General features: G+C 73.2%; 12 protein-coding genes. 6 read left to right on the forward strand and 6 right to left on the reverse strand.

All coding sequences use genetic code 11. From position 1 onward, the window contains the following. The first annotated feature begins 10 nt into the window (after positions 1-10). The gene (gndA, locus tag AB0H84_RS52310) at positions 11-1,435 is read left to right on the forward strand and encodes an NADP-dependent phosphogluconate dehydrogenase (RefSeq protein WP_357621955.1); all 1,425 of its coding nucleotides are present in this window, start codon (positions 11-13) and stop codon (positions 1,433-1,435) included. A 243-nt stretch (positions 1,436-1,678) separates the two neighbouring features. Here the strand turns inward: gndA and AB0H84_RS52315 are convergent, their stop codons facing one another. Then, positions 1,679-2,722: a saccharopine dehydrogenase NADP-binding domain-containing protein gene (locus AB0H84_RS52315; RefSeq protein WP_357621958.1), complete on the reverse strand. Its 1,044-nt coding sequence runs from the start codon at positions 2,720-2,722 to the stop codon at positions 1,679-1,681. 101 nt (positions 2,723-2,823) lie between these two features. Between AB0H84_RS52315 and AB0H84_RS52320 the strand changes: the two genes are divergently transcribed. Together AB0H84_RS52320 and AB0H84_RS52325 are read left to right on the forward strand one after the other, a co-directional pair. Beyond that, on the forward strand, positions 2,824-3,771 hold the full coding sequence (locus AB0H84_RS52320; RefSeq protein ID WP_357621961.1) for a helix-turn-helix domain-containing protein: 948 nt from the start codon (positions 2,824-2,826) through the stop codon (positions 3,769-3,771). 71 nt (positions 3,772-3,842) lie between these two features. Then, entirely contained in the window at positions 3,843-4,193 is a 351-nt protein-coding gene (locus AB0H84_RS52325) for a VOC family protein (protein ID WP_357621964.1), read from the forward strand. 23 nt (positions 4,194-4,216) lie between these two features. Here AB0H84_RS52325 and AB0H84_RS52330 read toward each other — a convergent pair whose 3' ends face one another. The 3 genes from AB0H84_RS52330 to AB0H84_RS52340 are packed head-to-tail and all read right to left on the reverse strand — an operon-like array spanning position 4,217 to position 7,054. Then, a complete protein-coding gene (locus AB0H84_RS52330; RefSeq protein ID WP_357621967.1) occupies positions 4,217-5,287 on the reverse strand; it encodes an AraC family transcriptional regulator in 1,071 nt (356 codons plus the stop codon). Between the two features lie 35 nt (positions 5,288-5,322). Continuing rightward, entirely contained in the window at positions 5,323-6,105 is a 783-nt protein-coding gene (locus tag AB0H84_RS52335; protein WP_357621970.1) for an acyl-CoA thioesterase domain-containing protein, read from the reverse strand. Positions 6,106-6,109: 4 nt separating this feature from the next. Next, positions 6,110-7,054: a YafY family protein gene (locus AB0H84_RS52340; RefSeq protein ID WP_357621972.1), complete on the reverse strand. Its 945-nt coding sequence runs from the start codon at positions 7,052-7,054 to the stop codon at positions 6,110-6,112. A gap of 51 nt (positions 7,055-7,105) precedes the next feature. Here AB0H84_RS52340 and AB0H84_RS52345 point away from each other — a divergent pair, with 51 nt between their 5' ends. Continuing rightward, entirely contained in the window at positions 7,106-8,182 is a 1,077-nt protein-coding gene (locus AB0H84_RS52345) for an epoxide hydrolase family protein (protein ID WP_357621975.1), read from the forward strand. Between the two features lie 52 nt (positions 8,183-8,234). Continuing rightward, complete coding sequence (locus AB0H84_RS52350; RefSeq protein ID WP_357621978.1) at positions 8,235-8,666, forward strand: type II toxin-antitoxin system PemK/MazF family toxin; 432 nt, start codon at positions 8,235-8,237, stop codon at positions 8,664-8,666. Here the strand turns inward: AB0H84_RS52350 and AB0H84_RS52355 are convergent. Then, the gene (locus AB0H84_RS52355) at positions 8,663-9,661 is read right to left on the reverse strand and encodes a LacI family DNA-binding transcriptional regulator (protein WP_357621980.1); all 999 of its coding nucleotides are present in this window, start codon (positions 9,659-9,661) and stop codon (positions 8,663-8,665) included. The genes AB0H84_RS52350 and AB0H84_RS52355 overlap by 4 nt on opposite strands. Positions 9,662-9,745: 84 nt before the next feature. Here AB0H84_RS52355 and AB0H84_RS52360 point away from each other — a divergent pair, with 84 nt between their 5' ends. Then, entirely contained in the window at positions 9,746-10,117 is a 372-nt protein-coding gene (locus AB0H84_RS52360; RefSeq protein ID WP_357621982.1) for a GAP family protein, read from the forward strand. A 126-nt stretch (positions 10,118-10,243) separates the two neighbouring features. Here AB0H84_RS52360 and AB0H84_RS52365 read toward each other — a convergent pair whose 3' ends face one another. Continuing rightward, positions 10,244-12,157, reverse strand: a complete 1,914-nt coding sequence (locus AB0H84_RS52365; protein ID WP_357621984.1) for a primary-amine oxidase — start codon at positions 12,155-12,157, stop codon at positions 10,244-10,246. Positions 12,158-12,209: the final 52 nt, after the last annotated feature.

Below are 12,209 nucleotides of genomic sequence, written 5' to 3' on the forward strand. Positions count from 1 at the left end.
GGAGCTTGAGATGGACATGGCAGACATCGGCGTCACCGGCCTGGCCACCATGGGACGCAACCTGGCCCGGAACCTGGCCAGGCACGGATACGCCGTGGCCGTGCACAACCGGACGTACGGCCGTACCCAGCAGCTGGTCAAGGAGTTCGGCGGCGAGGGCACGTTCGTGCCGTCCGAGGACATGGCCGCCTTCGTGGCGTCGCTGAAGCGGCCACGGCGCGCGATCATCATGGTGAAGGCGGGGGCCGGCACCGACGCGGTGATCGACCAGCTCGCCGAGCTGATGGAGCCGGGCGACATGATCGTCGACGGCGGCAACGCCCACTTCGAGGACACCCGGCGGCGCGAGGCGGCGCTGCGCGAGCGCGGCCTGCACTTCGTCGGCACCGGCATCTCGGGCGGCGAGGAGGGCGCGCTGAACGGGCCGAGCATCATGCCCGGCGGCTCCAAGGAGTCGTGGGAGGCGCTCGGGCCGATCCTCCAGGACATCGCGGCCAAGGTGGACGGGGTGCCGTGCTCGGTGCACGTCGGCCCCGACGGTGCCGGACATTTCGTGAAAATGGTCCACAACGGCATCGAGTATTCGGACATGCAGCTCATCGCCGAGTCGTACGACCTGCTGCGCCAGGCCCTGGGCGCGACGCCCGCCGAGCTGGCCGAGGTGTTCCGCGAGTGGAACCGGGGTGACCTCGACTCCTACCTGATCGAGATCACCGCCGAGGTGCTCGACCAGGTGGACGCCGAGACCGGCAAGCCGTTCGTGGACGTCGTGGTGGACCAGGCCGAGCAGAAGGGCACCGGCCGCTGGACCGTGCAGAGCGCGCTCGACCTGGGCGTGCCGGTGACGGGCATCGCCGAGGCCGTCTTCGCCCGCGCCCTGTCCGGCCACCCCGAGCAGCGCGCCGCCGCCGCGTCCCTGCAGGGGCCCAGCCTCTCCGGTGTCGGCGGGCGCGAGTTGGTGGAGGACGTCCGGCAGGCCCTGTACGCCTCCAAGATCGTCGCGTACGCCCAGGGCTTCGACCAGATGTCCGCGGCCTCCCGCGAGTACGGCTGGGACCTGGACCTGGGGGCGATGGCCACGATCTGGCGCGGCGGCTGCATCATCCGCGCCAAGTTCCTGGACCGCATCCGGGCGGCGTACGACGCCAACCCGGCCCTGCCGACGCTGCTGGCGGACCCGACGTTCGCGGCCGCGCTGGACGTGGCGCAGGAGGCGTGGCGGCGCGTGGTGACGACCGCGGTCCAGATCGGCGTGCCCACGCCCGGCTTCTCCTCGGCCCTCGCCTACTACGACGGCCTGCGCCGCGACCGCCTCCCGGCGGCGCTGGTGCAGGGGCTGCGCGACTTCTTCGGCGCGCACACGTACCACCGGGTGGACAAGGAGGGCGCTTTCCACACGGACTGGTCGGGCGACCGCACGGAGCACCCGGCGTAATCTGGCCGGCCCCGCGCACCGCATGGAACGCCTGCTGTAACCGCCTCAGCGAGCGGCGCCGCACCTGAGCTCTGGACCGAACCGCCAGGGTTCGCCTCAGGGGCGGCGCTGGGTTCGCGCCGCCGCTGGGGTCGGGACTGCGGCGACACTACGACCGGGGCATTGGCCCTCCGATAGGCACCGGCGGGCACACAGTCTTCAGCACGCGACCTCCCCCGCACGAGACCCCGCACAGGCCGCCGGTCAGGCGCGTGTGCCGAGCGGGACGTGCACCGACAGGTGCGGGGACAGGGCGCGGAGGAAGTCCGGGGCGTCGAAGATCGCGCCCGCGGAGGCCACGCCGGTGGTCCTGGTCCGGCCGGTGAGGATGCGCTCGACGGCCTCCACCGCGAGCGGCGCGCTGATGGCGTAGATGTCCTGACCGGCGGCGGTCACGCGGCGTTCCATGCCGCCGGAGCGGACGAGGACGTCGACGACGAAGGTCTGCGCGGAGCGCCCGCGCTCGTCGACGGCGGCCGGTGCCGAGGTGTCCGGAGCGGACAGGTCCGCGGCCGCCTTGGCGGCCATGTACGTGCGCACCTCCGGAACGGCCAGGTGGCTGGGAACGGTGACGACGTCGGCCATGGTGAACTCGCCGATGACGCTCTGGGGGCCGAGCGGCGCCGGGAAGGGCCACTTCAGGGTCGGCAGAGCGTCATCGTGGTACTCCAGCCGCCCGCCGGTGAAGCGGACCCGGCGGCCGTTCCGTCGCTGCCCCGAGACGACGCCCGAAGCGCGCGTTCCCTCGGTGGGGTGCCAGCTGCTCAGGCCATAGGCGATGTGGGCCTCGTCCGCCGCCGTCCAGTCGCCCATCGCGGTGGTGACCAACAGGTCGCCGAGGCCGCCGTAGAAGGCCATCGCCGGGACCACCACAGTGTCCGCGGCGCGGGCGCGCTCCGCGAAGTGCGCGAACGTGTCGGCGTTCGCCTCGATCTCGGCCGCCACGTCGACGTACGGGATGCCGGCGCGCAGCGCCGCCTCGACCAGCGGGGCCGCGGTCGCGGCGAAAGGCCCGGCACAGTTGATCACGGCGACCGCGCCGTTCAGCGCGCGGTCGAGCGAGGCCGGGTCCTCGGCCGACGCCTGCCGCGCCTCAAGCCCGGGGTGGGCCTCCGCCAGCGCCAGCAGCTTGTCCCGGTCACGACCGAGGAGCAGCGGTACGTATCCGCGCTCGCGCAACTCCGCCACCACGAACCGCCCGGTGTGCCCGTACGCGCCGAACACCGCCACGTTCCGACCCGATTCCATGTCTGCTCCCATGTGCTCGAAGTGATTCACTGCGGAAATCCTGTCCGGTTGGTCCATGGATGCCCAGTGTCCGGAACGACGTGACCCGTACAATTTCCGACATGAGTTCTGTCTCGCGCTCCGTCGCGGTCGCCGCCACCGACGGGATGCTCCACTTCGAGCTGGCCCTGGCCTATGAGGTCTTCGGCTCCGCCCCGGACGTCGTGCCAGGCCCCTGGTACGACGTCAGGGTGTGCGGCACGCACGCCGTCCGGGTCGGCCGGTTCCTGCTGGAGCCGGACTGCGGGCTCGACTGGCTGGCGCACGCCGGCACCGTCATCGTCCCCGCCCTGGCGGACGTCGACGAGGACCCGCCGGCCGACCTGGTCGAGGCGGTGCGCGCGGCCCACGAGTCGGGTGCGCGGGTGGTCTCCCTGTGCACGGGCGTGTTCGTGCTCGCCGCCGCCGGCCTGCTGGACGGGCTGCGCGCGACCACGCACTGGGCCCACACCGGGGAACTGGCCGCGCGCTATCCCCGGGTGGAGGTCGACCCGGACGTGCTCTACGTCGACAACGGCAGCGTGCTCACGTCCGCGGGCAAGGCCGCGGCGATGGACCTGTGCCTGCACCTGGTCCGCCGCGACCACGGCTCGGCGATCGCCAACGTGGTCGCCCGCCGCCTGGTCGTGCCGCCTCACCGGGCCGGTGGCCAGGCGCAGTTCGTCGCCACACCGGTGCCGGCCCAGGACGACCATCCCCTGGCCGAGCTGCTCACCTGGGTGATGCGGCGGCTGGACCAGCCGCTCACCGTGGAGGACCTGGCCCGCCAGGCGAACATGAGCTCGCGCCACCTGGCCCGCCACTTCCGCTCGGTAACCGGCACCACCCCGCTGCAGTGGCTGCTGACGCAGCGGATCCGCCGCGCGCAGGAGCTGCTGGAGACCACTGATGACAGCGTCGAGACCATCGCCTCGGCCGCGGGCATGGGCACGGCCACGACACTGCGCCGCCACTTCCACCGCACGGTCGGCGTACCGCCGGACGCCTACCGCCGCACGTTCCGGGCGTGAGGCCGCCGCCTTTCGGTGGCGCTGCAAGGATGTTCAAGACCGGGCCGCCCCGTCGCCGCCAGGCTGGACGCATGACAGCGACACTTACCTCCATCGTCATCGACTGCGCCGACCCCGCCGCGCTGGCGGCCTTCTACGCCAAGGTCACCGGCCGGCGGATCGGCTCGGGCGACGGCGACTTCGTCGGGCTCGAAGGCGGCCCGGTGTCCATCTCGTTCCAGCGGGTGGACGGTTATCAGGGCCCCGGCTGGCCGAACGGCGGGAAGCACGTGCACCTCGAGTTCAAGGTCCCCGACGTCGAGGCCGCCAAGAAGGAGCTTGCCGGGCTCGGCGCGACCGTGCCCGACTTCCAGCCGGGCGGCGCCGACTGGACGGTGCTCATCGACCCCGAAGGCCACCCCTTCTGCGTCATGGAAGGCTGAGACCGGCGCGCCGTCGCGAGAGGTCAGGGAGCTCGGGAGGCGAGCAGGCGGCGCACGGCCGTCGGGGTGTGGCCGACGTGGCGGCGGATCGTACGGGTCAGGTGGGCCTGGTCGGCGAAGCCCAGGTCGGCGGCGAGCCCGGCCAGGCTCGGCTCCCCCTCTTCCAGCCGGTCGAGCGCCCGGCCCACGCGCACGCGGTTGCGGTAGTGGGTCAGGGAGACGCCGAGCTCCCGGGTGAACGCCCGGCTGAGCTGGTACGGCGAGACGGCCAGGAGGTCGGCCAGCGACAGCAGCCCGCCGGCCGCGGGGTGATCGGCCGCGATGGCCTCGCGGGCGGCGTCGGCGATCGCCGCGCTGGTCCTGACGACGGCACCCGGCGAGCTCCGTCTCTCCCGGCCGGATCTCCCCGAGGCGGGCACGCGGATGGCTCCAGAGGGCTTGTCCTGGGCGGAGCCGCCTGTACGGGGGCTCGCCTCGACGGCCCCGGCGACGGCGACACGATCTTCGGTACGGGTGGCACGAGCTTCCGTGCCGGTGACACGGCCCTCGGCGGCACGGCCCTCCGTGCCGGTGACACGAGCTTCGGCAGCAGGTGCGGGCACCGCGGCGGTGCCCGCACTCGCCGCTCCCCCGCCGGAGCGGGCGGGGGTCAGCTGCGCGAGGGCGGCACCGATCAGGGAGAGCAGGGATTCGGCCAGCTCGAAGGCCGTGTCGCCGCCGCGTGCCGCCGCGAGGAAGCGCCGGTGGGCGAGGTCCAGGCGGGCGTCCACGTACAGGGTGGGGCGGAGCGGGGGCGGGCCGTCACCGGCGAGCGTGTGCCAGAGCCGGGGCGACAGGGACACCGAGGTGCACACGTCGCCGCCCGCCGGGTGGGCGAAGCGCTCCTCCTCACCGGGCACCGAGAGGTACGCCATCGTCGGGTCGATCACGGCGGCCCGGCCGTCCGCCATGCGCCGGAAGATGCCGCGACGCACCAGCACCAGGCCGTGCCGGGAGCCGACCTCGGGCGCCGACCACCCGCGGTGGTCGTCGACGCAGGTCACCGCGTCGAGACGGAACCCGTCACCGGCGGCGAGACGAACAGCTGAACGCACCCGCCGGACCTTACGCCACGGGTACGACAATCCCGTCAGGACCGGCGGCCACCGATGGCGACCGGGTTGGCCAGCGCCGTGACCACGCAGAACCCGAAGGGCCCGCTCGTGTCGTGCATGGTGACCTGTCCGGTCGCCACCCCGTCGGCGCTCAGGTGGCCGGTGGTCTCGACCCCGATCACCTCACCGGCCGGGAGCCGGCCGAGCGTGAGGGTGTAGTCGGCGTTGATGAACCGCAACCCCTCCACCCCCGCGTTGCTCAGCGGGCTGGCGAAGTCGGCGGCTAGCGCCGCGCGTACGAACGGGGTAAGCGGCTCCTCGTCCACCAGCGGATGCGTCTCCCGCAACCACACCCGCCCGGGACCCGGCTCGGCCCACTCCGTGACCCGCCACAGGTCGAACGGCGGGGTCCAGCCGACGCGCCCGTCCACCGGCGGCGGCCCGTCGGGCGGGGGCGAGTCCCACGCGGGCGTGACGAACGTCTGCTCGCCGCCCGGCTGCTCGCCCTGCCGCAGCAGCACCGCGCCGGCCCGCCCGATCGCCCCCTGCTCGGTGGAGATGACCGCGTCGGCCACCAGGATCCGGCGCCCGGACCTGACCAGCGAGGTCTCCACCGTGACCGGCACCATCGGGCTGCTGCGGAACAGATCGACCGTCAGCCGGGCGACGTGCAGCCCCGGCTCGGCGTACCGGCTCTCGATGGCCCGCGCGGCCAGCCCGCCGAGCAGGCGGCCGTGGAGCATGTCGGAGGACCAGGGGCCGCGAGCGTGCGGCGCGGGCACCAGCTCGCCCTGCTTCTGCGTGAAGAACGCTGACACAGAATCAGATTCTAGAGGAGAGCAGCCGCTCACCGAGAGCGCGCAGATGTTCCTTCAGCTCCACCGGCTCCAGCACCTCGAACTCCACGTCCAGGAACGCCACCGCCACGGCCATCAGGCGCAGGTCGTCACCGCGCAGGGTGAGCAGGCACGTGCGCTCGTCCACCGGCTCGACCGTGCCCGGCGTCCTGTCCGCGAGCCGCTCGGCGGGGGCGTGCAGGAGGAAGCGGGCCTCGAAGGGCCACATCTGGTGGGCCAGCCGGTGCTGCACCCAGGCGGCCACGTCGGGCTCGGGCGGCTCGCGCGGGGTGAAGCGCGGGCCGTTCGGGGTCCGCAGGCGCATCCGGTCGGCGCGGTACGTGCGCCAGTCACGGCGGTCGACGTCCCAGCCGACCAGGTACCAGCGGTTGCCCTTGGTGACGAGGCTGTGCGGCTCCGCCCTCCTGAGCGCGCTCTCGCCCTGGTGGCCGGTGTAGTCGAAGCGGAGCTGCTCGTGGTCGCGGCAGGCGGCGGCGACGCGGGTGAGCACGTCGGCGTCGACGGTGGGTCCCTCGCGGTTGATGCGTACGGTGTGGCGCTGCAGCGTGTTGACCCGGTGGCGCAGGCGGGCGGGCAGGACCTGCTCGAGCTTGGCCAGCGCGCGCAGCGAGGTCTCCTCGATGCCGGTCACGGTGCCGTTCGCGGCGGTGCGCAGGCCGACCGCGACCGCGACGGCCTCCTCGTCGTCGAGCAGCAGCGGCGGCAGCTCGGCGCCGGCGCCCAGCCGGTAGCCGCCGGCGACGCCGGGCGTCGAACGGACCGGGTAGCCGAGGCTGCGCAGCCGGTCGACGTCGCGGCGCACCGTCCTCGGGGCGACGCCGAGCCGCTCCGCCAGGTCGGCGCCGGACCAGTCGGGCCTGGCCTGCAGGAGTGACAGCAGGCGCAGCAGTCTCGCCGAGGTGTCCAACACGGTCACCATTGTGGCCCGATCCTGGCCGCATTGGCGCCTAGCGTCGGGGACATGGACGAATTCGTCATCGACATATCCCAGGACCGGCTCGACGACCTGCGCGAGCGGCTGGCACGCACCCGCTGGCCGGACGCTCTCGACGGGGTCGGCTGGTCGTACGGCGTGCCGCCCGAGGCGGTGCGCGAGCTGGCCGGCTACTGGCTGGACGGCTGGTCCTGGCGCGCGAACGAGGCGCGGCTCAACGCGTTCCCGCAGTACACGACCGTGATCGACGGCCAGCGGGTGCACTTCGCGCACGTGCGCTCGGCCCGGCGGGACGCGCTGCCGCTGCTGCTGACGCACGGATGGCCCAGCACGTTCGCGGACTTCTCGCGCGTCGCCGGGCCGCTCAGCCGCGACTTCCATCTGGTGATCCCGTCCGTCCCCGGGTTCGCGTTCTCGGGCCCGACCACGGAGCCGGGCTGGGGCGTGCGGCGGGTCGCCGCCGCCTGGGTGGAGCTGATGTCGCGGCTCGGATACTCCCGGTACGGCGCGCACGGCGGCGACTTCGGCGCCCTGGTCTCGCCCGCCGTCGCCCGGCTGGCCCCCGAACGGGTGGTGGGCGTGCACGTGAACGCGCTCACCGCGTTCGTCACCGACGACATGTCGGGGCTGACGAAGGCCGAGGTGGAGCGGGCGCGCGGCGTGGAGCGGTGGCGGCGGGAGTTCTCCGGGTACGCGGCCATCCAGGGCACCAGGCCGCAGACGCTCGCGTACGCGCTGGCGGACTCCCCCGCCGGGCTGCTGGGCTGGACGCTCGACGCGTTCGCCTCGTGGGGGCGGGACGTGGGCGGGGTGCCTGATGACGACATCCTCACCAATGTCACCATTTTCTGGCTCACCGGCACGGCCGGGTCGTCTGCGCGCATGTACCGGGAGAGCGGCGGCGACTGGGAGGTGCCGGACGCGCCGGGGAAGACCCCTACGGGCGTGGCCGTCTTTCCCGGGGACAGCACGGTCAGGCGGTACGCCGAGCGGGCGCACAACGTGGTCCACTGGTCGGAGTTCCCGACCGGCGGCCACTACGCCGCCCTGCAGGCCCCCGAGGTGCTGGCCGCCGACATCAGGGCGTTCTTCGCCGGTCTCTGACGGCGATCGAAGGGGCGGCCCGGCGCGGTAGCCGGCGCGGTAGGCTCCCCCAATGCGCGATCTAGGTGAGGACCCCCGGCCCGCCCGGGGTGCGGTACGCGAGATCCACTCCCTCAACGGCCCCGTCACCCTGGCCTACTCCCCCGACCTCGACGGTCTGGCCGACCCCGGCGAGATCGTCTGGGCCTGGGTGCCGTACGAGGAGGACCCGGCACGCGGCAAGGACCGCCCGCTGCTGATCGTGGGCCGGACCGGGCGCAGGTTCCTGGGCCTGATGCTGTCCAGCAAGGGCGACGAGGGGCCCGACTGGCTGGAGCTCGGCGCCTGGGGCCGGGACGGCCGGGTGTCGTACGTGCGCCTTGACCGGGTCTTCGTGCTGGACGAGGACGACCTCCGGCGCGAGGGCGCGGTGCTCGACGGCGAGCGGTTCGCCCGGGTGGCGGCCTGGCTCATGAAGACCCACGGCTGGGGAGCCGACCGCTAGCGGGTGGAGGCGCGCGCGATCAGGTCGGGCTGGAAGATCACCTGGCGGTGCTCGTGGCCGTCGGGCTCGTTGGCCTCCTCGAGCAGCATCAGCGCGGCGGTGTGGCCGAGCTCCTCGCGCGGCTGCCGGATGGAGGAGAGCGGAACGGCGGCCGCGGCGGCGAAGTCGATGTCGTCGTAGCCGAGGATGGCCAGATCGGCCGGGACCCGCAGGCCGCGCTGGGTCATCTCCTGCAGCACCCCGATGGCGACCAGGTCGTTGGCGCAGAAGACCGCCGTGGGCCGCTCGGCGGCCGGCAGGGCGGCGATCTCCTCGGCGGCCGCGCGGCCGGTGGCGACGGTGAGGTCGGGCAAGGGGATGACGGTCAGTCTCCCGGCCCGGCCGAGCACGGCGGACAGGCCGTCGTGCCGCTGCCGCACCTGGCGCACGGTGAACGGCCCGCCGGCGAAGGCGATGTGGCAGTGCCCCCGCTCGAGCAGGTGCCGCCCGGCCAGCCGGCCCCCGAGCAGGTCGTCCACGGCGACGGCGCAGCCGTGGTGGTGCGGGGCGGAGCTGTCGAAGCGCACCACGGGGATGCCGCGGGAGACGAGCCGGCTCAGCCGCTCCTCCTCGCCGGCGTCGTTGACCGGGGTGATCAGGACGCCCAGCGGGCGCTGCTCCTCGAACGTCTCCAGCAGCCCGGCCTCGCGATCGGCGTCCTTGTTGCTGTTGAAGACCATCACGGTGAGCCCCTCGTGCTGGGCGGCCGTCTCGACGCCGCGCAGCACGTCGATGAAGAACGGGTTGGCGAGGTCGAGCGCGACCACGCCGATCGTGCGGCTGCGCCCGGCCCGCAGCTGGCGGGCGGAGCCGTTGCGGACGTAGCCGAGCCGGGCGATCGCCGCCCGCACCCGCAGCCGGGTGTCGGGGGCCACCATCTCGGGCCGGTTGAGCACGTTGCTCACGGTGCCGACGGAGACACCGGCCAGCCGGGCGACCTCTTTGATGCTCGACATCGTTCCTCGTCGCAGGCGTGTTGTTTGATCATAACGCCTTCGGCCACGGGTCCGGCACCACGTCTCGTGGGGTATCTCACCGGCATGGACCTCGCGATACTGCCGCTCGCCATCACGATGGTGATGGGGCCCCAGATCATGTCCGCCATCGTCCTGGCGACGACCGAGCGGCCCGTGCGGGTGTCGCTGACCTTCCTCGCCGGCGTGGCCGTCGCCGCCACGGCTGGCGTGGCGATCGCTTGGACCGTCTTCGCGTTGCTGGCGGGCAAGGTGGAACTCGGCCGGCCCTCCGAGCCCGGATCGCTGGGCACGATTCTCCAGATCGGTTTCGTCGCTCTGCTGGCCCTGCTCGCGATCAGGAACTACGTCCCCGGGCGACCGCCGAGCCGCCGTCATGGCTGGCCGCGCTCATGTCAGCCGGACCGCGCAAGGCCTTCACGACCGGGCTGCTGGTGATCCTGCTCATGCCCTCCGACATCATGGTGATGGCCACCGTGGGCGCCAGGCTGGCGCAGGCCCACGAGTCCCTCGCGGCGATGGCGCCCTTCGTCGCAGCGTCATCCTGGCGTGACCGCCTCGTCCTCAGGGCCTGTGACAGTGCCCGCCGCCTGCGGGGGGCGCCAGGTCGATCGCGGGGTTGCGGTCGAAGAAGCCGGCCGGCTTGAGCATGAAGCCGATGTGCTCGACGGGCATCACGGGAAAGTCCTCGGGCCGGCAGAAGTGCGTGGCGCCGACGGTGTACCAGAGCACGATGTCGGTGTCCACGACCGGCCGTCCCGCGGCCGTCCACTCGGGCAGGCCCGCGCCGCCGGGGTGCTGGTTGGGGAAGTCGCCCGCCGCCCTGCGCTCGTCCGCGCCGAACGGCGTCACCCACAGGTGCCTGGTCGCGAACGCCGCCCGCCCGCTGATCGCCGCGCTCTCGTCGGCGAGCAGCACGGGCCCGACGTGGGTGGGCACCAGCCGGTACGCGACGGGCTCCCCCACGGCGTTCAGCGAGGCGTGGTTGACGACCTTCCAGTGGCGGCCCTTCTCGGGAGCGGCCGTCCGCTGCGCCTCCGTCTCGGTCTTCAGCAGCGTCGCGGCCGAGGTGAAGGCGTTCCCGTACGGGTTGTCCGGCCCCGGCGGGACGGGGACGGCGTCGACCTCGTACACGGAGTTGAGCGGGCCGTCGACGCACATGTCGAGCCGGAAGTTGAACAGGTGCTGGTGGTGCGGGCCGGCCAGCTCGGGGGTGACGAGGTTCGCGTACGGGGCGGCGGCGCCGGGGACGACGGCCTGCGTCTGGATGATGCCGGTCAGCTTGACCTCGGCCTGGATGGTGCCGTCGAGGTAGAGGTACCAGTAGAAGCCGTACTCGTAGTTGCCGACGGTCGCGACGAACGACACGACCAGCCGCCGCGACCTCCTGACCTCGGAGCTGCCGGCCATCAGGTCGAAGTGCTTCCAGAGGATGCCATGGTCCTCCTCGTGCACGCAGATCGCGTTGCGCAGGGTCTCGGGCACGCCGTCCTCGTTGACCATGACCGCGTCGAGGTAGACGATCTCGCCCAGGCAGTCGCAGCCGAGCTCCAGCGCGTTGGCCATCTTGCCGAGGCCGACGTCGCCGGCGTCGAAGGCGTTCTTCCACCAGTGGTTCATGCTGGTCGAGCCGTACGGGACGACCATCTCGGACAGGCTCGCGCGGTAGACGACGGGGCGGACGCGCCCGCCCTCCACGTAGCAGATCTCGTGCAGCACGAGGCCCTCGATGGGGTGCATGGAGACCCTCAGCCGCCACGGACCCCAGCTCAGCGCGCCGTCGTCCACGGTGAAGCCGGGCCCGTCGGGCTGGACGATCTGCAGCGGCGCCAGCTCGCGGGCGCCGCCGTCGTAGCGGCCCGACGCGCGCGGCACCGGCACGACCTCGCCGTCCTGCAGCTCGACGACCTCGCCCGTGTCGCGGTCGAGCAGCACGACGAGGTTCTCGATCGGGTGGGCGTAGCCGTTGTCGCCCGGCCCGTCGAGCACGTACGCCACGCAGCGGGCGAGCCGGCGCCCCTCGCCGTCCACGGGCAGCCCGAAGTTGCTCGCGGGCCAGGGGTCGACCTGGACCATCGCCATGTCGGTGACCCCGCGCCTGGCGCACGCGGCCTGGAACCCGGGGTCCTTACGCACGGCCTCGACGTCGGCCAGCCACTCCTCGAGCATGATCGGCGGCTGCGCGGCGGGGGCGTACACGCAGGAGACGAGGCTCCCGCCGGGCACGGACACCGTGACCATGCCGGTCCTGCCGAGGACCTTCTCGTACGTGACCACCGTGACCTCGCGCGGGAGCGGCGTGCCGTCCCAGCCGAGCACGGCCTCCTTGGGCGGCTCGGCGAGGGCGCAGTAGGCGATGCGCGCCCCCGGGTCCACCGCGCCGGAGGCCAGTGCCGCCCGGCAGGCCGCCGCGGCCTCCTCCTCCGTGAGCGGTGCGAGCGGGTGACGTACGGTGGCGCCGGCCGGAGCCTGGGTCATGGGGGTTTCCTTCCGTGAAGAACGCCGCTCGGCGGGCCGGCCCTGCGCGGGG

The organism is Nonomuraea sp. NPDC050786, from assembly GCF_040654115.1.
Lineage (GTDB): Bacteria > Actinomycetota > Actinomycetes > Streptosporangiales > Streptosporangiaceae > Nonomuraea.

Coding starts and splice junctions, on each gene's coding strand:
- gndA (WP_357621955.1), top strand. CDS start 11: ATGGACATGGCAGACATCGGCGTCACCGGCCTGGCCACCATGGGACGC.
- AB0H84_RS52315 (WP_357621958.1), bottom strand. CDS start 2,722: ATGGAATCGGGTCGGAACGTGGCGGTGTTCGGCGCGTACGGGCACACC.
- AB0H84_RS52320 (WP_357621961.1), top strand. CDS start 2,824: ATGAGTTCTGTCTCGCGCTCCGTCGCGGTCGCCGCCACCGACGGGATG.
- AB0H84_RS52325 (WP_357621964.1), top strand. CDS start 3,843: ATGACAGCGACACTTACCTCCATCGTCATCGACTGCGCCGACCCCGCC.
- AB0H84_RS52345 (WP_357621975.1), top strand. CDS start 7,106: ATGGACGAATTCGTCATCGACATATCCCAGGACCGGCTCGACGACCTG.
- AB0H84_RS52350 (WP_357621978.1), top strand. CDS start 8,235: ATGCGCGATCTAGGTGAGGACCCCCGGCCCGCCCGGGGTGCGGTACGC.
- AB0H84_RS52355 (WP_357621980.1), bottom strand. CDS start 9,661: ATGTCGAGCATCAAAGAGGTCGCCCGGCTGGCCGGTGTCTCCGTCGGC.
- AB0H84_RS52360 (WP_357621982.1), top strand. CDS start 9,746: ATGGACCTCGCGATACTGCCGCTCGCCATCACGATGGTGATGGGGCCC.
- AB0H84_RS52365 (WP_357621984.1), bottom strand. CDS start 12,157: ATGACCCAGGCTCCGGCCGGCGCCACCGTACGTCACCCGCTCGCACCG.